Source organism: Geodermatophilus sp. FMUSA9-8 (assembly GCF_037034165.1).
Taxonomy (GTDB): Bacteria; Actinomycetota; Actinomycetes; order Mycobacteriales; family Geodermatophilaceae; genus Geodermatophilus; species Geodermatophilus nigrescens.
The window spans coordinates 423,591-446,127 of sequence record NZ_JBAGKE010000002.1 but is presented as its reverse complement, the minus strand read 5'-3'; the positions used below and the strand labels follow the sequence as shown (position 1 = coordinate 446,127).

Here is a 22,537-nt window from a genome sequence, read left to right as displayed (position 1 = left end):
AGCGTCGGCGCCGTGACGGACCGGCGAGACAGCGCACACACCGCCGGTCGGCGGGCCGGTCTGGACAAGCAGCCGCACGAGGTCGCGGCCATGTTCGACGGCGTCGCGCGGCGCTACGACCTCACCAACACCGTCCTGTCCGCCGGCCGCGACGTGTCCTGGCGGCGGGCCACCCGCGAGGCGCTGGGCGCCCGTCCGGGGGACGTCGTGCTCGACGTCGCCGCCGGCACCGGCGTCTCCACGGTCGAGCTCGCCGCGGGCGGCGTCCGGGCGGTGGCCTGTGACTTCTCCCAGGGGATGCTGCGCGCGGGCGCGTGGCGGCCGGTGCCGATGGTGGCCGGCGACGCGATGGCGCTGCCGCTGGCCGACGCGAGCGTCGACGGGCTGGTCATCTCCTTCGGCCTGCGCAACGTGGCCGACCCCGACACCGCGCTGCGCGAGTTCGCCCGCATCGTCCGGCCCGGTGGCACGCTCGTCGTCTGCGAGTTCTCCAGCCCCACGTGGACGCCGTTCCGCACCGTCTACACCGAGTACCTGATGCGGGCGCTCCCGCGGATCGCCACCGCGGTGAGCAGCAACCCCGACGCCTACGTCTACCTCGCCGAGTCGATCCGGGCCTGGCCCGACCAGCCGGCGCTCGCCGCCCGCATCCAGGCCGCGGGCTGGGCCGACGTCGAGTGGCGCGACCTCACCGGCGGGATCGTCGCCCTGCACCGCGCCCGCCGCCCGTAGGCCGGGCGCGGACGCCGACGCCGGCCCGCGTCCACGGGGATAGCGTCGGTCCATGACCGATCCGTTCCCGGCACCCGAGCCGCCCGGCCCCTCGCCGTCCCCGGTGGACCCGATCTCCCCGCCGTCGCCGGCCCCGCTGCCGCAGCCGAGCCCGACCGACCCGACCGCGCCCCCGCCGGCGGGACCACAGCCGGTCTGACCCGGCGGCCGCGGTGGGCCCGCCGCCGTTCGCCGACCGGCGCGACGCCGGCCGGCAGCTCGCCGCGCGCCTGACCGACCCCGCCACCGCGCCCGCCGTCCCGCTCGACGCCGGCGCGCTGGTCCTCGGCCTGCCCCGCGGCGGGGTGCTCGTCGCCGCGGAGGTCGCCGCGGCGCTGGGTGCGGAGCTCGACGTCGTCGCCGTCCGCAAGCTCGGCCTGCCCGGCCGTCCGGAGCTGGCCGTCGGGGCGGTCGCGGCGGTGGGGGAGGCGGTCGAGAGCGTCGCCGTCGAGGAGGTGCTGGCCCGCGTCGAGGTCGACGAGGCGGCCGCCGCCGACGTCCGCCGCGCCGAGCTCGCCGAGCTGCACCGGCGCCGCGCGGCCTACCGCGGCGACCGCCCGCCGCCGGACCCGGCCGGCCGCACCGTCGTCCTCGTCGACGACGGCCTCGCCACCGGCGCCACCATGCGCGCCGCGCTGGTCGCCGTGCGCCGCACCGGCCCGGCCGCCGTCGTCGTGGCCGTCCCGGTCGCCGCGCCCGGCGTGGCCCTCGACGCCGACGCCGTCGTCTGCCTGCTCGCCCCGCGGCCGTTCGGCGCGGTGGGCCGCTGGTACGACGACTTCGGCCAGACCGGCGACGACGAGGTGGTCGCCGCGCTCGCCTCCGCCGCCCGCCGGGGCCCCGCCTAGGCTCGCACGGTCGGTCCGCCCGGGCCGCGACCGAGCACCGAGGGGGCCAGCGCGTGACGACTCCGACCGCCGGGGGCAGTGCCGACGTCGTCGTGGTGGGTGCCGGCCCCGCGGGGTCGGCGGCCGCCTGGGCGCTGGCCACCGCCGGGCTCGACGTCGTCGTGCTGGAGAAGGCCCGGTTCCCGCGGGAGAAGGTCTGCGGCGACGGCCTCACGCCGCGCGCGGTCAAGGCGCTCGACGAGATGGGCGTCGACGTCTCCCCGGCCGCGGGCTGGGTCCGGCACCGGGGGCTGCGGGTCTTCGGCGGCGGGCAGGTCGTCGAGGTCGACTGGCCGTCGCTGGACTCCTGGCCGCCCTACGGCCTCATCCGGCAGCGCAGGGACCTCGACCCGATGCTGGCCGAGCACGCCGTGGCCGCCGGCGCCCGGCTCGAGCAGGAGGTCACCGTCACCGACCCGCTGCTCGACGACGCCGGCCGGGTCGCGGGCGTGCACGCGCAGGCCGGGCCGGGCAAGGAGCCGGTGACCTGGCGGGCGCCGCTGGTGGTGTCCGCGGAGGGCCTGTCGGGGCGGCTGGCGAAGGCCATCGGGCTGACCCGCCGCGAGGACCGCCCGCTCGGCGTCGCCGTCCGCCGCTACGTCCGGACGCCGCGCGGCGAGGACGACTACCTCGACATCTCCTTCGACCTGTCCGCCGAGGGCCCGACCGCCGACTCCATGCCCGGCTACGGCTGGTCGTTCGGCATGGGCGACGGCACCGCCAACGTCGGCTTCGGCCTGCTCGACACCCGCCGCGGCGGGGAGACCGACGCGCGCACCGTGCTGCGCCGCTGGCTGGCCACGCTCCCGCCGGAGTGGCAGCTGGGCGAGGAGCACGCCGTCACCCCGCTGCGCGGCGCCGGCCTGCCCATGGCGCTCAACCGCGGCCCCGCCTACACCCGCGGGCTGCTGCTGGCCGGCGACACCGCGGGCGTCGTCAACCCGTTCAACGGCGAGGGCATCAGCTATGCCCTGGAGACCGGCCGGATGGCCGGCGAGACGGCGGCCGCCGCGCTGCGCGCGCCCGAGGGCCCTGCCCGCGAGGCGGTGCTGCGCGCCTACCCCGAGCGGCTGCGGGAGGCCTACGGCCGCCACCACCGGCTCGGCACGGCCTTCCTGGCGCTGCTCGACCGCCCCGGCCTGGTCCGCTTCGCCACGGCGCACGGGCTCAAGCGCCCGGCGATGGTGAACGCCGCGCTGCGGCTCATGGGGAACCTCTCCGACGGCCGCGACGGCGACCGGTTCGACCGCGCGGTCGCCGTCCTCACCCGGCTGACGCCCTCGGTCTGACGCCCTGGGTCCAACGCGGCCGTCGCGGCGGTCCGTGACCGGACCGTGACCGCCCGATGTGAACTCACTCACCCCCGGCGCTTCCATCCCCCGGGGTCGCGGCATAGGCTCGATGCACCAGTTTGTGAAATTCTTCACAAGCGTTCGAGTCGCCGAGGGAGGCGCCGGTGCTGTCGGCCTACGTCCCCATCGTGGGTCTGTTCGCGCTCGCCGCGGCCTTCGCGCTGTTCTCCGTGGCGGTCGCGCCGTACGTCGGCCCGCGCCGCTACAACCGGGCGAAGCTCGAGGCCTACGAGTGCGGCATCGAGCCGGTCGACCAGCCGCTGCAGGGCGGCCGGTTCCCGGTCAAGTACTACCTGACGGCGATGCTGTTCATCGTCTTCGACATCGAGATCGTCTTCCTCTACCCGTGGGCCGTCGCCAACGACGCGCTGGGGCTGTTCGGCCTGGTCGAGATGGTCGTCTTCATCGCCACCGTCTTCCTCGCCTACGCCTACGTCTGGCGCCGCGGCGGCCTCGAGTGGGACTGACGGGCGTGACCCCGACGGCGAGGAGCTGACACACATGGGTCTCGAGGAGAAGCTGCCGAGCGGCTTCCTGCTCACCACGGTCGAGAAGCTCGTCAACTGGACGCGCAAGTCGTCGCTGTGGCCGGCCACCTTCGGCCTGGCCTGCTGCGCCATCGAGATGATGGCCACCGGCGCCGGCCGCTACGACCTCGCGCGCTTCGGCATGGAGGTCTTCCGCGCCTCCCCGCGCCAGGCCGACCTGATGATCGTCGCCGGCCGGGTGAGCCAGAAGATGGCGCCGGTCCTGCGGCAGATCTACGACCAGATGCCCGAGCCGCGCTGGGTGCTCGCCATGGGCGTGTGCGCCAGCTCCGGCGGCATGTTCAACAACTACGCGGTGGTGCAGGGCGTGGACCACGTCGTCCCCGTCGACATGTACCTGCCCGGCTGCCCGCCGCGCCCGGAGATGCTGATGGACGCCATCCTCAAGCTCCACCACAAGATCCAGAACGAGCCGCTGGGCGCCCGCCGGGCCCGCCAGCTCGAGCAGGACCGGGCCGAGGGTCGCGCCCGCGACCTGCTGGTCGAGATGCCCTCGAGCATCCGCGCCGACAAGGAGGCCCGGCGGGCCTACGAGGAGGCCGCGGCGGCCGGCCGCACCGGCCAGTTCCTCATCGAGCGGCGCGGCGGCAACGCCGTCCTGCTGCCCGAGCAGTACGGCGGCGCCCGGTGACCGGCCCCGGCGACCGCAGCGGCGCCGACGCCGGCCAGGGGGTCGCGGCCCCGTCCGGGGGCTTCCGCAAGGGCGCGTTCGGGGTCTCCGGCAGCGGCGACACCTCCGGCTTCGGCGGCCTGGTCCGTGTCGAGCCCGGCGGCGCGGTCGCGCTGCACTCCACCGAGCGGCCCTACGGCGGCTGGTTCGACGAGGTCACCGACGCGCTGGCCGAGGCGGTCGGCGAGGCCACCTACGCCGCCGCCGTCCAGCGGGTGCTGGTCGACCGCGGGGAGATCACCTACTTCGTCGCCCGCGAGCACCTGCTCACCCTCGTCCGGGCGCTGCGCGACGACGACGCGCTGCGCTTCGAGCTGTGCAGCAGCGTCTCCGGCGTCGACTACGAGGGCAGCGGCGGGCCGGTCGCGACGCCGGGGCGGCCGCGGCTGCACGTCGTCTACCACCTGACGTCGATGACCTACCGGCGCCGGGTCCGGCTCGAGGTGGCCGTCACCGCCGAGGACCCGCACGTCCCGTCGGTGTCGTCGGTCTACCCGACGGCGGACTGGCACGAGCGGGAGACCTACGACATGTTCGGCATCGTCTTCGACGGCCACCCGGCGCTCACCCGGATCCTCATGCCCGACGACTGGGACGGGCACCCGCAGCGCAAGGACTACCCGCTCGGCGGCGTCCCGGTGGAGTACCACGGCGCGACGATCCCGCCGCCGGACACCCGCCGGAGCTACCGGTGACCGCCACGACGTCCACGGGGCAGGACCCGTACGCCGGGTCGCGCGAGACCACCGAGGGCCGCGTCTACACGGTCACCGGCGGCGACTGGGACCAGACCTTCGGCAGCGACCTCACCGGCGAGGAGCGCCTCGTCGTCAACATGGGGCCGCAGCACCCCTCCACGCACGGCGTCCTCCGGCTGGTGCTCGACCTCGAGGGCGAGACGGTGACCAAGGCGCGGGTGGTCATCGGCTACCTGCACACCGGCATCGAGAAGAACACCGAGTACCGCACCTGGACGCAGGGCACGACCTTCGTGACGCGGATGGACTACCTGTCCCCGCTGTTCAACGAGGCCGGCTACTGCATGGCCGTCGAGAAGCTCCTCGGCATCGAGGTGCCGCAGCGGGCGCAGACCATCCGCGTGCTGGTCATGGAGATCAACCGGATCGCCTCGCACCTGGTGTGCCTGGCCACCGGCGGCATGGAGCTCGGTGCGCTCACCGGCATGACCAACGGCTTCCGCGAGCGGGAGATGTGCCTCGACCTGCTCGAGGAGATCACCGGGCTGCGGATGAACCACGCCTACATCCGCCCCGGCGGCGTCGCGCAGGACCTGCCGCCGGGCGCCGAGCAGTCGATCCGCGAGTGGCTCCGGGTCATGCCCGGGCAGCTGGCCGGTTACCACCAGATGCTCACCGCCCAGCCGATCTGGCAGCGGAGGCTCAAGGACGTCGGGTACCTCGACGTCAGCGGGTGCCTGGCGCTCGGCGTCACCGGGCCGCCGCTGCGCGCCACCGGGCTGGCCTGGGACCTGCGCAAGATCGAGCCCTACCTCGGCTACGAGACCTACGACTTCGAGGTGCCCACCGCCGACACCTCCGACGCCTGGGGCCGGTTCCTGGTCCGGATGGCGGAGATGCACGAGTCGCTGCGGATCGTCGAGCAGGCCCTCGACCGGCTCGAGCCCGGCCCGGTGATGGTCGAGGACCGGAAGATCGCCTGGCCGGCCCAGCTGTCCCTCGGCGCCGACGGCATGGGCAACTCCCTCGACCACGTCCGGCACATCATGGGCACCTCGATGGAGGCCCTGATCCACCACTTCAAACTGGTCACCGAGGGCTTCCGGGTGCCGGCCGGGCAGGTGTACGTGCCGGTCGAGTCGCCGCGCGGGGAGCTCGGCTACCACGTGGTCAGCGACGGCAGCACCCGCCCGTGGCGCGTCCACGTGCGCGACCCCAGCTTCGTGAACCTGCAGGCCACCGCGGCGATGAGCGAGGGCGGCATGATCGCCGACGTCATCGCCGCGATCGCCTCGCTCGACCCGGTGATGGGAGGTGTCGACCGGTGACCGCCCTGCCCGGATCGGCGGAGGGCGCGGCGACGACGGGACTGGTCGACAGCCCCGTCGCGCCGGCGACCGCCGACCTGCCGCCGCTGACCGAGCGGACCCGGCTCGAGGCGCGGGAGATCATGGCCCGCTACCCGCAGCCGCGCTCGGCGCTGCTCCCGATGCTGCACCTGGTGCAGAGCTACCAGGGCTACGTCAGCCCCGAGGGCATCGGGCTGTGCGCCGAGGAGCTCGGCCTGACCCGCGCCGAGGTGGGCGCGGTCGCGACCTTCTACACGATGTACAAGCGCCGCCCGACCGGCCGGCACATCGTCAGCGTCTGCACCAACACGCTGTGCGCCGTCCTCGGCGGGCAGCGGATCATGGACGCCCTGTCCGACGACCTCGGCGTCCACCACGACGAGACCGCCGCCGACGGGTCGGTCACCCTCGAGCACGCCGAGTGCCTGGCGGCGTGCGACTACGCGCCCGTGGTCACCGTCGACTACGAGTTCTACGACCAGCAGGACGTCGACAGCGCCCGCGCGCTGGTGGCGGCGCTGCGCCGCGGCGAGAAGCCGCACCCGACCCGGGGCGCGCCGCTCACCGACTTCCGCGGCGTCTCCCGCCAGCTCGCCGGCTTCTCCCAGCACGCCGACGTCGCGGCCGCCGCGGCCGCCGTCGACGCGCCGGGGGAGTGGGGGCCGACGCTGGCCGGCGTCCGGCTCGCCGCCGAGCGCGGCGAGTCCGCCCCGCCGATGACCGGCCCCGAGCCGGAGCCCGCCGACGCCGGGGAGCCCGCCGACACCGTCGCGCCGTCCGGGGACGCCGGGCAGACGCCCGAGCAGGAGGCCGCCGACGCCCGCGTCGCCGCGGCCGACAACCCGGCCGAGCGGGCCGGCGCCGCGCAGGCGCACCCCGACCGCGGTACCGAGTACGGCCGCCGCACGCCCGGCGGCCCCCGTCCCACCCCCGACACCCCCGCGGGCACCGAGCCGGGCACCTCCGGCCAGGGGCCCGCGACCCGGGAGGCCTGACCCATGCCCCTCACCCCCGTCCTCACCTCGCGCTGGGGCGCCGACCAGCCCTGGCGGCTGTCCACCTACGAGTCCCTCGGCGGCTACTCCGCGCTGCGCACCGCGCTGACCATGCAGCCCGACGAGCTGGTCTCCCTGGTCAAGGACTCCGGCCTGCGCGGCCGCGGCGGCGCCGGCTTCCCCACCGGCATGAAGTGGAGCTTCATCCCGCAGCCCAAGCCGGGGGAGACGCCCACCGGGCCGGCCGCGATGCCCAAGTACCTCGTGGTCAACGCCGACGAGGGGGAGCCGGGCACCTGCAAGGACCTGCCGCTGATGATGACCGACCCGCACTCCCTGGTGGAGGGCGTGATCATCTCGGCGTACGCGATCCGCTGCCGGTTCGCCGTCATCTACGTCCGCGGCGAGGCCGTGCACGCCCACCGGCGGCTGGTGTCCGCCGTCGAGGAGGCCTACGCGGCCGGGTACCTCGGCAGCGACGTCCTCGGCTCCGGCTGGGACCTGGAGCTGGTCGTGCACGCCGGCGCCGGCGCCTACATCTGCGGCGAGGAGACGGCGCTGCTCGACTCGCTCGAGGGCTACCGCGGCCAGCCCCGGCTCAAGCCGCCGTTCCCCGCGGTCGCCGGCCTGTACGGCGCCCCGACGGTCATCAACAACGTGGAGACGCTGGCCACCGTGCCGTTCGTCGTCCGCGGCGGCGCCGAGTGGTTCAAGGAGTTCGGCCCGGAGAAGTCGCCCGGACCGAAGATCTACTCGCTGTCGGGCCGGGTGAACCGGCCCGGCCAGTACGAGGCCCCCATGGGCACCACGATGCGCGAGCTGCTGGAGATGGCCGGAGGCGTGCGCGCCGGGCACGAGCTCAAGTTCTGGACGCCGGGCGGCTCGTCGACGCCGTACTTCACCGCCGAGCACCTCGACGTCCCGCTCGACTTCGACTCGGTCGCCGCCGCGGGCTCCATGCTCGGCACCACCGCGCTCATGGTGTTCGACGAGACCGACTCGATCGTCGAGGCCACCCTGCGGTTCACCCAGTTCTACGCGCACGAGTCCTGCGGCAAGTGCACCCCGTGCCGCGAGGGGACCTACTGGCTGGTGCAGGTGCTGCAGCGCCTCGTCGACGGGCAGGGCACCGCCGCCGACCTCGACCTGCTGACCGACACCTGCGACAACATCCTCGGCCGCTCGTTCTGCGCCCTCGGTGACGGCGCGACCAGCTGCATCACCAGCTCGCTCAAGTACTTCCGCGACGACTACGTCGCCCTGCTGCCGCCCGAGGAGCAGGCCCGCCTGGGCCGCTCCCTGCGCCTCGAGCCCGTCGGAGTCGCCTCGTGACCTTGACCCCCGTGAGCCCGGAGCCCGCGGCGGCCGTCCCGCCCGGCGTCCCCGGACCGCACACCCCGCCCGACGCCGTCCACTGCACCATCGACGGCTTCGACGTCGCCGTGCCCAAGGGGACGCTCATCATCCGGGCGGCCGAGATGGTCGGCATCCAGATCCCGCGGTTCTGCGACCACCCGCTGCTCGACCCGGTCGGCGCCTGCCGGCAGTGCCTGGTGGAGGTGGAGGGCCAGCGCAAGCCGGTGGCCTCCTGCACCATGCCGGTCACCGACGGGATGGCGGTGAAGACGCAGCTCACCAGCGCGGTCGCCGACAAGGCGCAGCAGGGCACGATGGAGCTGCTGCTGATCAACCACCCGCTGGACTGCCCGGTCTGCGACAAGGGCGGCGAGTGCCCGCTGCAGAACCAGGCCATGAGCAACGGCCGCGGCGAGACCCGGTTCGTCGACGTCAAGCGGACCTATCCCAAGCCGCTGCCGATCAGCACCGAGATCCTGCTGGACCGCGAGCGCTGCGTGCTGTGCGCCCGCTGCACCCGCTTCTCCCAGCAGGTGGCCGGCGACCCGTTCATCGAGCTGTTCGAGCGGGGCGCCCTGGAGCAGGTCGCCGTCGACCAGGACGAGCCGTTCTCCTCCTACTTCTCGGGCAACACCACGCAGATCTGCCCGGTCGGCGCGCTCACCAGCGCGCAGTACCGGTTCCGCTCGCGGCCGTTCGACCTGCGCAGCGAGCCGTCGGTCTGCGAGCACTGCTCGTCGGGCTGCTCGATGCGCACCGACTACCGGCGCGGGAAGGTCATGCGCCGGCTGGCCGGCGAGGACCCGGCGGTCAACGAGGAGTGGACCTGCGACAAGGGCCGCTTCGCCTACCGCTACGCCACCAGCAACGACCGGCTGACCACCCCGCTGGTCCGCCGCGACGGCGTCCTGGAGCCGGCGTCCTGGCCGGAGGCCTGGGCCGCCGCGGCCGAGGGGCTGCGCGCGGCCCGCGCGGCCGGCGGCGTCGGCGTGCTGCCCGGCGGCCGGCTGACGGTCGAGGACGCCTACGCCTACGCGAAGTTCGCCCGCGTGGTGCTGGGCACCCACGACGTCGACGCCCGCGCCCGCGCGCACTCGCCGGAGGAGCAGGCGTTCCTGGCCGCGCACGTGGCGGGCACCGGCCCCGGCCGGGGCGCGGTCACCTACGACGACCTCGCGGCCGCCCCGGCGGTGCTGCTGGCCGGCTTCGAGCCGGAGGAGGAGTCGCCCATCGTCTTCCTGCGCCTGCGCAAGGCCGTGCGGACGGGGTCGCTCACCGTCTACGACCTCGCGCCGTTCGCCACCCGCGCGGCGGAGAAGCTCCAGGCCACCGTGCTGGTCACCCGACCCGGCGACGAGGCCCGCGCGCTGGGCGCGCTGGCCGAGGGCAGCTGGGGCGGCCCGGCGGTCGAGGCGCTGCGGCAGCCCGGCACGGTGGTCCTGGCCGGCGAGCGCCTGGCCGAGGTGCCCGGCGCGTTCACCGCGCTGGCCGCCCTCGCCCGCGCCACCGGCGCCCGGCTGGCCTGGGTGCCGCGGCGGGCCGGCGAGCGCGGCGCGGTGGAGGCCGGCGCGCTGCCGGGGCTGCTGCCCGGCGGCCGCCCGGTCGCCGACCCGGTGGCCGCGGCCGAGGTCGCCGCGCTGTGGGGCGTCGACCCGGCCGACCTGCCGGCCACGCCGGGCCGCGACACCACCGGCATCCTCACCGCCGCCCGCGACGGCCGGCTCGCCGGCCTGCTCGTCGGCGGCGTCGACCCCGCCGACCTGCCCGACCCGGCGCTGGCCGAGGCCGCGCTGGCCGCCGCGGGCTTCGTCGTCAGCCTCGAGCAGCGGCCCTCCGCCGTCACCGAGCACGCCGACGTCGTCCTGCCGGTGGCCGCGGCGCCCGAGAAGGCCGGCAGCTACCTCGACTGGGAGGGCCGGGTGCGGTCCTTCGACGCGACGCTGCACGGCACCGGCCAACTGCCCGACGGCCGGGTGCTGCACGGTCTGGCCGACCTGATGGACGCCGACCTGCGGCTGCCCACGCCCGAGGCGGCCCGCGCGGAGCTCGCCGCCCTGGGCGACACCGGCACCCGCGCCGACGGCGCCGGCCTCGACGTCGCCCCCGCCGTGGCGCCCGAGCCCGCCGACGGCGAGGCGCTGCTGGCCTCGTGGCGGCAGCTGCTCGACGCCGGCACCCTGCAGCGCGACGAGCCCGAGCTCGCCGGCACCGCCCGCCCGCCGGTGGCCCGTATCGGCGCGGAGGCGGCCGCCCGGCTCGGCCTGGCCGACGGCGACCCGCTCACCGTCACCGGCGCGACCGGCTCGGTGACGCTGCCGGTGCTGGTCACCGAGATGCCCGACGGCATCGTGTGGCTGCCCATGCGCTCGCCCGGCAGCGAGGTCCGCGCCGGCCTCGGCACCGCCCCCGGCGGGCTGGTCCGCCTCGGCACCGGAGGGGCCGCCTGATGCTGCTCGCCGCACCCGACCAGCCGACGCTCGAGGACTTCGGGTCCGACGTCTGGTGGATCGTGCTCATCAAGATCGTCGGCGTCTTCGTCGTGCTCGTGCTGATGACGCTGTTCGCGATCGTCTTCGAGCGCAAGGTCGTCTCGCGGATGCAGCAGCGGGTCGGCCCCAACCGGGTCGGGCCGCGCGGGTCGCTGCAGAGCCTCGCCGACGGGCTGAAGCTCGCCTTCAAGGAAGACATCATGCCGGCGCTCGCCGACAAGCCGGTGTACTTCCTGGCCCCGGTGATCGCCGCCGTCCCGGCGTTCCTGGCCTTCTCGGTCATCCCGCTCGGGCCGACGGTCAGCATCTTCGGCGAGCGCACGCCGCTGCAGCTCACCGACGCCCCCATCGGCGTGCTCGTCGTGCTCGCCTGCTCGGCGATGGGCGTCTACGGCATCGTGCTCGCCGGCTGGGCGTCGGGCTCCACCTACCCGCTGCTCGGCGGCCTGCGCAGTGCCGCGCAGATGGTCAGCTACGAGATCGCGATGGGGCTGTCGATCGTCGCGGTGTTCCTCTACGCCGGCACGATGTCGACGTCGGAGATCGTGGCGGCGCAGGCCGACGGCACGCAGCTGTCCTTCTTCGGGTTCGAGTTCACCGGCCCCGGCTGGTACGCCGTGCTGCTGCCGGTCAGCTTCGTCATCTACGCCATCGCCGTCGTCGGCGAGACCAACCGGGCGCCCTTCGACCTCCCCGAGGCCGAGTCCGAGCTGGTCGGCGGGTTCCACACCGAGTACTCGTCGCTGAAGTTCGCGCTGTTCTTCCTCGCCGAGTACATCAACATGGTCACCGTCTCGGCCCTGGCCGCGACGCTGTTCCTCGGCGGCTGGCGGGCCCCGTGGCCGCTGTCGATCTGGGACGGCGCCAACTCCGGCTGGTGGCCGATGCTGTGGTTCTTCCTCAAGGTCTGCCTGGCGCTGTTCGTCTTCATCTGGCTGCGCGGCACGCTGCCCCGGCTCCGCTACGACCAGTTCATGCGGTTCGGGTGGAAGGTGCTCGTCCCGACGGCGCTGGTGTGGATCCTCGCCGTCGCCACGATGCGCACCGTCTCCCGCGAGGCGGACCTGTCCACCGGCGAGGTGGCCGTCTTCGTCGGCGTGCCGATCGCCCTGGTGGTGCTGCTCGGCCTGTCGATCGCCAGCCGCGCCAGCAACCGCGACACCCGGCTCATGGCCGAGGAGGCCGCGGCCGGCGGGGTGCACGCCGTCGACCCCGAGCCCGACGTGCTGCCGCCGGCCGGGCCGCGCACCCGCCCGGCGCAGCGCACCGGGCCCGCCCGCGCCGAGGGCGGGTTCCCGGTCCCGCCGATGGACCTCACCGTCCCGCCGTCGCCCCGGCTGCGGCGCGCCGAGCCCGTGGGCGCCCGCCGGTCCGAGGGCGGGGTCGTCGGCACCGGCCGCCGAGCCGGCGGCACCGCGGGCGCCACCGCCACCAGCGCACAGGAGGACAGCGATGACTGAGCCCACCCCCGCGGGGGCCGGCGCGGCCGGGCGCACCGGCGGCGAGGTCGAGCGGGCCGGCCGCGACGGCGGCGCGGCGCCCGCCCGGCGCAGCCTGCTGCCCGCGCCCGGGCAGGGCTTCGGCGTCACCTTCGCCCAGATGTTCAAGAAGGTGACCACCGAGCAGTACCCCGAGGTCCCGAAGGTGACCAAGCCGCGCTACCACGGCCGGCACGTGCTCAACCGGCACCCCGACGGCCTGGAGAAGTGCGTCGGCTGCGAGCTGTGCGCCTGGGCGTGCCCGGCCGACGCCATCTACGTCGAGGGCGGCGACAACACCGAGGACGCCCGCTACTCGCCGGGGGAGCGGTACGGCGCCGTTTACCAGATCAACTACCTGCGCTGCATCTTCTGCGGGCTGTGCATCGAGGCCTGCCCCACCCGCTCGCTGACGATGAGCAACGACTTCGAGCTCGCCGACGACGACCGGCAGAGCCTCATCTACACCAAGGAGCAGCTCATGGCGCCGCTCCTGCCCGGCATGGAGGCCCCGCCGCACGCGATGCGCCTGGGCGACGACGAGAAGGCGTACTACGTGCGCGAGCCCGAGGCCGGGTCCGCCGCCGAGCCGGTCACGGTGGAGCGGGCATGAGCGTGCTGGCCGCGGCGGCGGGCACCACCACGCAGCTGGGCACCGGCGAGGCCGTCGTCTTCTGGATCCTGGGGCCGGTCGCGCTGGCCGGGGCGCTGGGGATGGTGTTCAGCCGCAACGCCGTCCACTCGGCGCTGTGGCTGGTCAACACGATGCTGGCGCTGGGCGTCTTCTACGTCGTCCAGCAGGCGCCGTTCCTCGGCGCGGTGCAGATCATCGTCTACACCGGCGCGATCATGATCCTGTTCCTCTTCGTGCTCATGCTGGTCGGGCGCGACTCCTCCGACTCGGTGGTCGAGACGCTGCGCGGGCAGCGGGTCGCCGCCACCGTGCTCGGCGTCGGCTTCGCCGGGCTGGTCGGCGCGGGCATCGCGCGGGCCACGGAGGACATCCCCGCCGGCGGCCTGGCCGACGCCGGCGGCGTGGGCAACATCGAGGCGATCGCCGAGCTGCTGTTCACCCGCTACCTGCTGGCCTTCGAGGTGACCAGCGCCCTGCTGATCACCGCCGCGGTCGGCGCGATGGTGCTCGCCCACATCGAGCGGGAGCCCGGCACCCGGCAGACGCAGAAGGAGCTCTCGCGGGCCCGCTTCCTCGGCGACCGGCCGCAGACGCTGCCCGGTCCCGGCGTGTTCGCGCGGGCCAACTCCGTCGCCGTCGGCGCGCTGCTGCCCGACGGCCGGACCGCCGAGGACAGCCTGGCCACCGGCATCGAGGCGCAGGAGGCCGACCAGATGCCCCGCCCGACCGGCCGCGCGCAACTCGGCAGCCCCGACGCCGCCCTCGGCAGCGCGGAGACCGAGCGATGACGCTCACGCACTACCTGGTGCTCGCGGCGATCCTGTTCACCATCGGCGCGGTCGGCGTCCTGGTGCGCCGCAACGCGATCGTCGTGTTCATGTGCGTCGAGCTGATGCTCAACTCGGTCAACCTGACGCTGGTCACCTTCGCGCGGGCCACCGGCACCGTCGACGGCCAGATCATGGCGTTCTTCGTCATGGTCGTCGCCGCGGCGGAGGTCGTCGTCGGGCTCGCGATCATCATGTCGATCTACCGGACGCGCCGGTCGGCGTCGGTCGACGACGCCAACCTGCTGAAGTACTGACGGGAGCCGGCGCACCCATGGACACCGTCGCGGCCTCGGGGCTGCTGTCGTCCTCCTGGCTGGTCATCGCGCTGCCGCTGCTCGGCGCCGCGGTGTTGCTGCTGGGCGGGCGGCGCACCGACCGCTGGGGCCACCTGCTGGGGACGGCGACCGTCGTCGCCGCGTTCGTCGTCGCGCTGCTGTGCACGGTGCAGCTGGCCGGCCTCGACGAGCGCGTGGTCGACGTCGACCTGTTCACCTTCGTCTCGGCCGGGTCGCTCGACGTCGAGGCCGGCCTGCTGGTCGACCCGCTGTCGGCGACGTTCATGCTGCTGATCACCGGCGTGGGCGCGCTCATCCACGTCTACTCGATCGGCTACATGGCGCACGACCCGCGCCGCCGCCGGTTCTTCGCCTACCTGGACCTGTTCGTCGCGGCGATGCTGCTGCTCGTCCTCGGCGACAACTACGTGGCGCTCTACGTCGGCTGGGAGGGCGTGGGCCTCGCGTCCTACCTGCTCATCGCCTTCTGGCACGACCGCCCGGCCGCGGCCACCGCCGCGAAGAAGGCGTTCGTGATGAACCGGGTCGGCGACGTCGGCCTGGCGATCGCGATCTTCGTGATGTTCGCCCAGCTCGGGACGGTCTCCTACGAGGGCGTCTTCGGCGGGGTGGGCGCCCTGGCCGGCGGCACGCTGACGGCGCTCGGCCTGCTCCTGCTGCTCGGCGCGTGCGGCAAGTCCGGCCAGGTCCCGCTGCAGGCGTGGCTGCCCGACGCCATGGAGGGCCCGACGCCGGTGTCGGCGCTCATCCACGCCGCCACCATGGTCACCGCCGGCGTGTACCTCATCGCCCGGTCCGCGCCGATCTACGACCTCACGCCCACCGCCCGGGCCGTCGTCCTCGCCGTCGGCGCGGTCACGCTGCTGTACGGCGCGATCGTGGGCTGCGCGTACGACGACATCAAGAAGGTGCTCGCGTACTCCACGGTCAGCCAGATCGGCTACATGTTCCTGGCCGTCGGGCTCGGCCCCGTCGGCTACGCGGCGGCCATCGCGCACCTGCTCACCCACGGCTTCTTCAAGGCCGGGCTGTTCCTCGGCGCCGGGTCGGTCATGCACGCGATGGGCGACCAGGTGGACATGCGCCGCTTCGGCGGACTGGCGCGCAAGCTCCCGGTCACCTTCGTGACGTTCGGCCTGGGCTACCTGGCGCTGATCGGCTTCCCGTTCCTGTCCGGCTACTGGACCAAGGACGCGATCATCGAGGCGGCGCTGGACCGCGGCGACTGGGCCGGCTGGCTGCTCGGCGGGGTCGCCGTCCTCGGCGCCGGGCTCACCGCGTTCTACATGACCCGGCTGATGATCATGACCTTCCTCGGCCGGCCGCGGTGGACCGAGGGCCAGCACCCGCACGAGTCCCCGTCGGTGATGACCGCGCCCATGGTGCTGCTGGCGATCGGGTCGGTGGCCGCGGGCTTCCTGCTCGTCGTGCTCGCGCCGCTGGGCGACTGGCTCGAGCCGGTGTTCGGCGTCCCCGAGGAGGCCGAGCACGTCGTCGCGCCGGCCGTCGTCGGGGTGGTGGTCACCGCGGTGATGGCGGTGGGTGTGCTCGCCGCGTGGCTGTTCGTCGGCCGCCGCGAGGTGCCCGAGGTGGCGCCGGCGCGCGTCTCGCCGGTCACCCGCGCCGCCCGGCGGTCGCTGTACGCCGACGCGGTGAACGAGGCGGTGTTCATGCGCCCGGGCCAGTGGCTGACCCGCGCGCTGGTGTGGGTGGACAACCGCGGGGTCGACGGCGCGGTGAACGGCCTGGCCGCCACGCTCGGCGGGTCGTCGTCGCGGCTGGGCCGGGCGCAGACCGGATTCGTGCGCTCCTACGCGCTCGGGATGCTCGGCGGCGCGGTGGTCGTGGCCGGGGCGCTGCTGGCGGTGACGGCGGGATGAGCGGGCGCAGGTCCACGGCCCTGGAGGGGGAGACGGCGTGAGCGACTCGCTGCTGCTCGTGGCGATGGTGGTGGTGCCCGCGGTGGGCGCCGCCGTCGTCGCCGGGCTGCCGAAGCACCGGACGGCGACCGCCCGGCAGCTCGCGCTGGGCGTCAGCCTGGTGGTGCTGGTCCTGGCGGTGCTCGCGACCGTCGCCTTCGACCCCGGCGGTGACCGGTTCCAGCTCACCAGCTCGGTGCCCTGGATCCCCGGCTTCGGCGTCGACTTCGCCCTCGGCGTCGACGGCATCGCGCTGGTGATGCTGCTGCTGGTCGGCGTCCTCGTGCCGGTCGTCGTGCTCGCCTCGTGGGAGGACACCGCGCCGCCCAACCGGTCGATGCGCACCTTCTTCGCCTGGCTGCTGCTGCTCGAGGCGTGCATGGTCGGCGTCTTCGCCGCCACCGACGTCTTCCTCTTCTACGTCTTCTTCGAGGCGATGCTCGTCCCGATGTACTTCATCGTGGGCAGCTTCGGCGGCCCGCGCCGGCAGTACGCGGCGGTGAAGTTCTTCCTCTACAGCCTGGTCGGCGGGCTGGTCATGCTGGCCGCGGTCATCGGCCTGTACGTGGTGAGCGAGGCGGCCGGCGAGGGCACCTTCGCCTTCGAGTCGCTGCGTCAGCTCGACATCGACCCCGGAGTGCAGCGGCTGCTGTTCCTCGGCTTCTTCGTCGCCTTCGCGATCAAGGCGCCGCTGGTGCCGCTGCACACCTGGCTCCCCGACGCCGGTGCCGAGGCCCCGGTCGGCGGCGCGGTGCTGCTGGTCGGCGTGCTGGACAAGGTCGGCACCTTCGGCTTCCTGCGCTACTGCCTGCCGCTGTTCCCGGAGGCGTCGCGGGAGTTCGCCCCCCTCGTGCTCGTGCTCGCCGTCGCCGGCGTCCTCTACGCGGCGCTGCTCGCGATGGGCCAGACGGACATGAAGCGGCTGATCAGCTACACCTCGATCGCCCACTTCGGGTTCATCGCGCTCGGCGTCTTCGCCTTCACCACCGAGGCCGGCACCGGCGCGGTGCTCTACATGGTCAACCACGGCATCGCCACGGGCCTGCTGTTCCTCGTCGTCGGGATGCTCATCGCCCGCGGCGGCTCGCGGCTGGTCGGCGACTACGGCGGCGTCGCCTCGCGGGCGCCGAAGCTGGCCGGCGTCTTCCTGGTCGCCGGTCTCGCCTCGCTGGCCCTGCCGGGCACCAACAGCTTCGTCAGCGAGTTCCTGGTGCTCATCGGCTCGTTCCCGACCCGCCCGGTGTTCACCGTGCTGGCCACCGTCGGCATCATCCTAGCCGCGCTCTACGTGCTGCTGCTCTACCAACGGACGATGCACGGCCCGCCGCGCGGCGTGCTGTTCCCGGCCGACGCCGCCGCCGACGCCGCCGCCGACGACGCCGCGGGCGGCGCCGCGGACGGAGCCGCCCCGCACGGAGCGACGGCGGCCCCGGCCGGTGCCGGGCACGGAGCGACGGCGGCCCCGGCCGGTGGCGGGCACGGCGCCCACGGCGCGACGGCGACCCTGACCGCGCCCGCCCCGGCCCGGTCCGGCGGGGCCTCGCGGATGTACGACCTCACCCGCCGCGAGACCCTCGTCGTCGCCCCGCTGGTGGCGCTGGTCCTCGTCCTCGGCGTCTACCCGCAGCCGCTGATCCGGCTGATCGAGCCCGCCGTCGCCGCGACGATGAGCGACGTCGGCGCCGGGTCCGCACCGTCCGAGGGGACCGACTGATGCCCATCGAGGCACCCGACCTGTCCTTCGCCGCGCTGGCGCCGCTGCTGTTCGTCCTGGGCGCCGCCTGCGTGGGCGTGCTGGTGGAGGCGTTCGGCCCGCGGGAGAGCCGCCATCCCGTGCAGGTCGGCGTCGCGCTGGTCGGCATGCTCGGCGGGCTGGTCACCACGCTGCTGCTGGCCGGCACCCAGGAGGTGACCGCCGGCGGCGCGCTCGCCGTCGACGGCGCCGGGCTGTTCCTGCAGGCGACCATCGCCGGGCTGGGCGCGCTGTCGGTGCTGCTGTTCGCCGAGCGCAACCTGGACCCCGCGCGGTCGGCGTTCGTCGTGTCGGCGGCGGTGCCGGCGGGCAGCGCCCGCGACCGGGAGCTGCTGACCGTCCAGCGCGTGCAGACCGAGGTCTACCCGCTGGCCACCTTCGCCGTCGGCGGCATGATGCTGTTCGTCACGGCGAACGACCTGCTGGTCATGTTCGTCGCGCTCGAGGTGCTCAGCCTGCCGCTGTACCTGATCAGCGGCCTGGCCCGCCGGCGGCGGCTGCTGTCGCAGGAGGCGGCGGTCAAGTACTTCCTGCTCGGCGCCTTCGCGTCGGCGTTCTTCCTCTACGGCCTGGCGCTGGTCTACGGCGCCACCGGCAGCGTGCGGCTGTCGGCCGTCCGCGACGCCGTGGGCGCGGGTGAGAGCGACACCCTGCTGGTCCTCGGGCTGGCGCTGCTGGTCGTGGGCCTGCTGTTCAAGGCCAGCGTGGCGCCCTTCCACACCTGGACGCCGGACGTCTATCAGGGCGCCCCCACCCCGGTCACCGCGTTCATGGCCGCCTGCACCAAGGTCGCGGCCTTCGGGGCGATCCTGCGCGTGCTCTACGTCGCCTTCGGCACCGAGGAGTGGACGTGGCGGCCGCTGGTCTACGGCGTCGCGATCGTGTCGATGGTGGTGGGCGCGGTGCTCGGCCTCACCCAGACCGACCTCAAGCGGATGCTCGCCTACTCGTCGGTGGCGCACGCCGGGTTCCTGCTCGTCGGCGTCGTGGGCTTCCCGGCCACCGGTGACCCGGCCGGGTCCGGGCTGCCGGCGGTGCTGTTCTACCTGCTGGCCTACGGGACGACGACGCTCGGCGCCTTCGCCGTCCTCACCCTGGTCCGCAGCGGCGACGGCGAGGCCACCCACCTGTCGCAGTGGGCGGGGCTGGCGCAGCGCTCGCCGCTGACCGCCGCCGTCATGAGCCTGTTCCTGCTGGCGCTGGCCGGGATCCCGCTGACCAGCGGCTTCACCGGCAAGTTCGCGGTGTTCCGGGCGGCGATCGAGGACGGCGCCTGGCCGCTGGCCCTGGTGGCGCTGCTCGCGAGCGCGATCGCGGCGTTCTTCTACCTGCGGGTCATCGTGCTCATGTACTTCTCCGAGCCCGCGGCCGACGGCCCGACGGTCGGCGTGCCCGGCATGCCCACGACGATCGTGCTCGCGGTGACCGCCGCGGCCACGCTGGTCCTGGGCGTCGTCCCCGGGGCGGTGCTCGGACTGGCCGATCGGGCGGCTATCTTCGTCGGTTGATGACCGGACCCCGTGCCGCCGTCGACGGGATCGCCCCGGCCGAGGTCTGGCACCGCATCGCGACCCCCGCCTCCACGATGGGCCCCTGGCTCCCGTCGGGGGCCCTCGGCGAGTCCCTCGCCGAGGGCCTGTCCCGCGTGGAGGCCACCCTGGCCACCGCGGTCGCCAGCGAGCACCCCTTCGTCTCCGAGGCCGCCGGGCACCTGATGGCCGCCGGCGGCAAGCGGTTCCGGCCGATGCTGGCGCTGCTCGCCGCGCACCTCGGCGACGCGCGGGCGCCCGAGGTGGTGCAGGCCGCCGTCGTCTGCGAGCTCACCCACCTCGCGACGCTGTACCACGACGACGTCATGGACGAGGCCGACGTGCGCCGCGGGGCGCAGAGCGCCAACAGCCGCTGGACCAACAGCGTGGCCATCCTCACCGGCGACCTGCTCTTCGCCCGCGCGTCGGACATCCTCGCCGACCTCGGCCCCGAGGCGGTGCGGATACAGGCGCGCACCTTCGAGCGGCTGGTCACCGGTCAGATCCGGGAGACCGTCGGCGCCCGGCCCGGCGAGGACCGGGTGGCGCACTACCTCGAGGTGCTGGCCGACAAGACCGGCTCGCTCGTGGCCACCTCCGCGCGCTTCGGCGCGAGCTTCGCCGGCGTCGAGCCCGGGCTGGTCGAGGCGCTGACCCGCTTCGGCGAGGAGGTCGGCGTCGCCTTCCAGCTCTCCGACGACCTGCTCGACATCGTCACCGATGGCACCTCGGGCAAGTCGCCGGGCACCGACCTGCGCGAGGGCATCGCCACGCTGCCGGCGCTCATCGCGCTGGCCGGCGACGACCCGGCCGACGCGCGGCTGCGGGAGCTGGTCTCCCGCCCGCTGTCCGACGACGGCGAGCACGCCGAGGGGCTGGCGCTGCTGCGCTCGTCCGCGGCGCTGGAGCGGGCCGGCGGGGTGCTGCGCGAGTACGCCGACCGGGCGCAGGCGTCGCTGGCGGGCGTGCCGGCCGGCGAGGTCCGCGACGCGCTCGCCGCCATGTGCGACTACGTGGTCACCCGCACCAGCTGAGCGCGGACGGCGTCGTCCGCCGTTCCCGGGGATGCTCGGCGGGGTGAGGTCTCCCCGCGCCGCGCTGCTGGCCGCCGTCCTCGTGCTCGCCGGCTGCTCCACCGGCGACACCGGCGGGACGGGCGACCTGCCCGGCGGGCAGGAGGACGAGGGGGCCACCGACGTCCCCGACGCCGGCGCTGCCACCCCGGCGGCGCTCCCCGCGCTGCAGGTGGAGACCGTCCTCGACGGCCTCGACCACCCCTGGGACGTCGCCCGGGCGCCCGACGGCACGCTGCTGCTCGACGAGCGCGGCGGCGGCCTCACCGCCGTCCTGCCCGACGGCACCGCCCGCGGGCTCGACGCCGACTTCTCCGACCTCTTCGCCGACGGCGAGACCGGGCTGATGGGCCTGGTGCTCAGCCCGGGTTTCGCCGACGACCGGCGCTTCTACACGTGCCAGGGCGTCGAGGAGGACGGCGGCGCGGAGATCCAGGTGGTCGCCTGGACCGTCGACGACGGCTGGACCCGCGCCACCCGCGTCGCCGACCCGCTCGTCGGCGACATCCCGGTCAACGAGTCCTCGGGCCGGCACGGCGGCTGCCGGGTGCGCTTCGACCCGAGCGGCGCGCTGCTGGTCGGCACCGGCGACAACGCCGTCGGCGGCAACCCGCAGGACCTCGGCACGCTGGCCGGCAAGGTGCTGCGGGTCGACCCGGCCACCGGCGGGCCGGCCGCGGGCAACCCCTACGCCGGCGACGCCGACCCCGACACCCGGCTGGTGCTCAGCTACGGGCACCGCAACGTGCAGGGCATCGCCGTCCAGCCGGGCACCGGCGCGGTGTACACCGCCGAGCAGGGCTCCGACCGTGACGACGAGGTCAACCTCTCGGTGCCCGGCGGCAACTACGGCTGGGACCCCGACGGTGCCGGCGGCGGGTACGACGAGAGCGTGCCCATGACCGACCCGGGCATCCCGGGCGCGCTCGCCGCCGTCTGGTCCTCCGGCGACCCGACGATCGCCACCAGCGGCGCGGAGTTCCTCAGCGGCCCGCAGTGGGGCGGCTACGACGGCGTGCTGGTCGTCGGCGTGCAGAAGGACACCGGCGTGCTGGCGCTGCGGGTCGACGACGGCCGGCTGGTCGAGCAGTTCCGGGTGCCCGAGCTCGAGGACACCTACGGGCGCGTGCGCACCCCCGTGCTCGGCGGCGACGGCGCCCTCTACCTGACGACCGACAACGGTGAGGGCGACGACCGCCTCCTCCGGATCACGCCCGCCGGCTGAGCACGCGGTCCGGCACCGGCGTCCCCTCGGGGAGCAGCGGGCAGGGCTCGGGCTCGCCGACGACGGTGCGCAGCGGCAGCACGCCGGCCCACACGGGCAGCGCCAGGTCGGCCTCGTCGTCGCCGGGCGGGCCGGTGCGCACCTTGACGCTGGCCTCGGTCAGGTCCAGGGCGAGCACCGCCGTCGCGGCGGCCTCCTTCCGCGACGGCTGCCGGGTCGCGGCCCACGACCCGGGCGCCAGGTGCTCGGTGAGCACCGCGAAGGCGCGCAGCCGCTCGTCGGGGTCGGTGACCGGCCGGGGGGTCCCGTGCACGACGGCGCAGCGGTAGTTCATCGAGTGGTGCATGGCCGAGCGCGCGTACACGATCCCGTCGAGGTGGGTGACCGTGAAGCACACCGGCGACCCGTCCGCGGCCGCCCGCAGCGTCGCCGCGCCGGTGGACCCGTGCAGGTACAGGGTGTCGCCGTCGCGCCCGTAGCCGGTCGGCAGCACGACCGGGGCGCCGCCCAGCACGATCCCGAGGTGCCCGACGAGGCCCGCGTCGAGGACGGCGTACAGGTCGGCCCGGTCGGTGCGGGCGCGGTCGGAGAGCCGCCGGAGGGTGCTGCGCGGGGTCGGGGACAGGGGCGTCGAGGTGGTCACGGGCCCAGCCTGCGCGGGGGAGTGGCCTGCCGGAAGGGCCAG

At 74.8% G+C, this 22,537-nt stretch carries 21 protein-coding genes; 20 read left to right on the top strand and 1 reads right to left on the bottom strand.

Translation table 11 applies throughout. The features are described from left to right. Window positions 1–12: 12 nt before the first annotated feature. The 20 genes from WA616_RS06405 (at window position 13) to WA616_RS06310 (ending at window position 21,852) form a co-directional block, all read left to right on the top strand. Entirely contained in the window at window positions 13–732 is a 720-nt protein-coding gene (locus WA616_RS06405; RefSeq protein ID WP_336028273.1) for a demethylmenaquinone methyltransferase, read from the top strand. A 52-nt stretch (window positions 733–784) separates the two neighbouring features. Further along, window positions 785–931 carry a hypothetical protein gene (locus tag WA616_RS06400; protein WP_175562904.1) on the top strand — a complete coding sequence of 49 codons (147 nt, stop codon included), beginning with the start codon at window positions 785–787 and terminating at the stop codon, window positions 929–931. A 13-nt stretch (window positions 932–944) separates the two neighbouring features. Beyond that, window positions 945–1,619 carry a phosphoribosyltransferase gene (locus WA616_RS06395; protein WP_336028270.1) on the top strand — a complete coding sequence of 225 codons (675 nt, stop codon included), beginning with the start codon at window positions 945–947 and terminating at the stop codon, window positions 1,617–1,619. Window positions 1,620–1,672: 53 nt separating this feature from the next. After that, on the top strand, window positions 1,673–2,947 hold the full coding sequence (locus WA616_RS06390) for a geranylgeranyl reductase family protein (protein ID WP_336028267.1): 1,275 nt from the start codon (window positions 1,673–1,675) through the stop codon (window positions 2,945–2,947). A 167-nt stretch (window positions 2,948–3,114) separates the two neighbouring features. Continuing rightward, window positions 3,115–3,477, top strand: coding sequence for an NADH-quinone oxidoreductase subunit A (locus WA616_RS06385; RefSeq protein ID WP_425432421.1), 363 nt, complete (start codon window positions 3,115–3,117; stop codon window positions 3,475–3,477). Between the two features lie 34 nt (window positions 3,478–3,511). Next, a complete protein-coding gene (locus WA616_RS06380) occupies window positions 3,512–4,189 on the top strand; it encodes a NuoB/complex I 20 kDa subunit family protein (RefSeq protein WP_073421285.1) in 678 nt (225 codons plus the stop codon). Further along, window positions 4,186–4,923, top strand: coding sequence for an NADH-quinone oxidoreductase subunit C (locus WA616_RS06375; protein WP_336028265.1), 738 nt, complete (start codon window positions 4,186–4,188; stop codon window positions 4,921–4,923). Before WA616_RS06380 ends, WA616_RS06375 begins: the two co-directional genes overlap by 4 nt. After that, on the top strand, window positions 4,920–6,254 hold the full coding sequence (locus tag WA616_RS06370; RefSeq protein WP_336028264.1) for an NADH-quinone oxidoreductase subunit D: 1,335 nt from the start codon (window positions 4,920–4,922) through the stop codon (window positions 6,252–6,254). Before WA616_RS06375 ends, WA616_RS06370 begins: the two co-directional genes overlap by 4 nt. Further along, the gene (gene nuoE, locus WA616_RS06365) at window positions 6,251–7,270 is read left to right on the top strand and encodes an NADH-quinone oxidoreductase subunit NuoE (protein ID WP_336028262.1); all 1,020 of its coding nucleotides are present in this window, start codon (window positions 6,251–6,253) and stop codon (window positions 7,268–7,270) included. The genes WA616_RS06370 and nuoE overlap by 4 nt, the downstream gene beginning before the upstream one ends. Before the next feature lie 3 nt (window positions 7,271–7,273). Continuing rightward, window positions 7,274–8,602: an NADH-quinone oxidoreductase subunit NuoF gene (gene nuoF / locus WA616_RS06360; protein WP_336028260.1), complete on the top strand. Its 1,329-nt coding sequence runs from the start codon at window positions 7,274–7,276 to the stop codon at window positions 8,600–8,602. An 11-nt stretch (window positions 8,603–8,613) separates the two neighbouring features. Further along, window positions 8,614–11,073 (top strand): NADH-quinone oxidoreductase subunit G, encoded by a 2,460-nt coding sequence (locus tag WA616_RS06355; RefSeq protein WP_336028258.1) that lies wholly within the window; start codon window positions 8,614–8,616, stop codon window positions 11,071–11,073. Further along, the gene (gene nuoH, locus WA616_RS06350) at window positions 11,073–12,575 is read left to right on the top strand and encodes an NADH-quinone oxidoreductase subunit NuoH (RefSeq protein WP_336028257.1); all 1,503 of its coding nucleotides are present in this window, start codon (window positions 11,073–11,075) and stop codon (window positions 12,573–12,575) included. The genes WA616_RS06355 and nuoH overlap by 1 nt, the downstream gene beginning before the upstream one ends. Further along, a complete protein-coding gene (nuoI, locus tag WA616_RS06345) occupies window positions 12,568–13,206 on the top strand; it encodes an NADH-quinone oxidoreductase subunit NuoI (RefSeq protein ID WP_336028256.1) in 639 nt (212 codons plus the stop codon). The genes nuoH and nuoI overlap by 8 nt, the downstream gene beginning before the upstream one ends. Then, window positions 13,203–14,015 (top strand): NADH-quinone oxidoreductase subunit J, encoded by an 813-nt coding sequence (locus WA616_RS06340; protein ID WP_336028255.1) that lies wholly within the window; start codon window positions 13,203–13,205, stop codon window positions 14,013–14,015. Before nuoI ends, WA616_RS06340 begins: the two co-directional genes overlap by 4 nt. Beyond that, window positions 14,012–14,311 carry an NADH-quinone oxidoreductase subunit NuoK gene (gene nuoK / locus WA616_RS06335; RefSeq protein WP_073421291.1) on the top strand — a complete coding sequence of 100 codons (300 nt, stop codon included), beginning with the start codon at window positions 14,012–14,014 and terminating at the stop codon, window positions 14,309–14,311. The genes WA616_RS06340 and nuoK overlap by 4 nt, the downstream gene beginning before the upstream one ends. A gap of 17 nt (window positions 14,312–14,328) precedes the next feature. Beyond that, window positions 14,329–16,233, top strand: coding sequence for an NADH-quinone oxidoreductase subunit L (gene nuoL / locus WA616_RS06330; protein WP_336028252.1), 1,905 nt, complete (start codon window positions 14,329–14,331; stop codon window positions 16,231–16,233). A gap of 37 nt (window positions 16,234–16,270) precedes the next feature. Continuing rightward, the gene (locus tag WA616_RS06325) at window positions 16,271–17,986 is read left to right on the top strand and encodes an NADH-quinone oxidoreductase subunit M (protein WP_336028251.1); all 1,716 of its coding nucleotides are present in this window, start codon (window positions 16,271–16,273) and stop codon (window positions 17,984–17,986) included. Continuing rightward, window positions 17,986–19,533 (top strand): NADH-quinone oxidoreductase subunit NuoN, encoded by a 1,548-nt coding sequence (gene nuoN / locus WA616_RS06320; protein WP_336028249.1) that lies wholly within the window; start codon window positions 17,986–17,988, stop codon window positions 19,531–19,533. Before WA616_RS06325 ends, nuoN begins: the two co-directional genes overlap by 1 nt. Then, on the top strand, window positions 19,533–20,588 hold the full coding sequence (locus tag WA616_RS06315) for a polyprenyl synthetase family protein (protein ID WP_336028247.1): 1,056 nt from the start codon (window positions 19,533–19,535) through the stop codon (window positions 20,586–20,588). The genes nuoN and WA616_RS06315 overlap by 1 nt, the downstream gene beginning before the upstream one ends. A 43-nt stretch (window positions 20,589–20,631) precedes the next feature. Then, window positions 20,632–21,852, top strand: a complete 1,221-nt coding sequence (locus WA616_RS06310) for a PQQ-dependent sugar dehydrogenase (RefSeq protein ID WP_336028245.1) — start codon at window positions 20,632–20,634, stop codon at window positions 21,850–21,852. Here WA616_RS06310 and WA616_RS06305 read toward each other — a convergent pair. Further along, window positions 21,836–22,495 carry a pyridoxamine 5'-phosphate oxidase family protein gene (locus WA616_RS06305; RefSeq protein ID WP_336028244.1) on the bottom strand — a complete coding sequence of 220 codons (660 nt, stop codon included), beginning with the start codon at window positions 22,493–22,495 and terminating at the stop codon, window positions 21,836–21,838. The genes WA616_RS06310 and WA616_RS06305 overlap by 17 nt on opposite strands. Window positions 22,496–22,537: the final 42 nt, after the last annotated feature.

What these genes read in the sequence shown, in the direction of transcription:
- WA616_RS06400 (WP_175562904.1), top strand. Translation starts at nt 785, where the DNA reads ATGACCGATCCGTTCCCGGCACCCGAGCCGCCCGGCCCCTCGCCGTCC.
- WA616_RS06380 (WP_073421285.1), top strand. Translation starts at nt 3,512, where the DNA reads ATGGGTCTCGAGGAGAAGCTGCCGAGCGGCTTCCTGCTCACCACGGTC.
- nuoF (WP_336028260.1), top strand. Translation starts at nt 7,274, where the DNA reads ATGCCCCTCACCCCCGTCCTCACCTCGCGCTGGGGCGCCGACCAGCCC.
- nuoH (WP_336028257.1), top strand. Translation starts at nt 11,073, where the DNA reads ATGCTGCTCGCCGCACCCGACCAGCCGACGCTCGAGGACTTCGGGTCC.
- nuoI (WP_336028256.1), top strand. Translation starts at nt 12,568, where the DNA reads ATGACTGAGCCCACCCCCGCGGGGGCCGGCGCGGCCGGGCGCACCGGC.
- WA616_RS06340 (WP_336028255.1), top strand. Translation starts at nt 13,203, where the DNA reads ATGAGCGTGCTGGCCGCGGCGGCGGGCACCACCACGCAGCTGGGCACC.
- nuoK (WP_073421291.1), top strand. Translation starts at nt 14,012, where the DNA reads ATGACGCTCACGCACTACCTGGTGCTCGCGGCGATCCTGTTCACCATC.
- nuoL (WP_336028252.1), top strand. Translation starts at nt 14,329, where the DNA reads ATGGACACCGTCGCGGCCTCGGGGCTGCTGTCGTCCTCCTGGCTGGTC.
- nuoN (WP_336028249.1), top strand. Translation starts at nt 17,986, where the DNA reads ATGCCCATCGAGGCACCCGACCTGTCCTTCGCCGCGCTGGCGCCGCTG.
- WA616_RS06315 (WP_336028247.1), top strand. Translation starts at nt 19,533, where the DNA reads ATGACCGGACCCCGTGCCGCCGTCGACGGGATCGCCCCGGCCGAGGTC.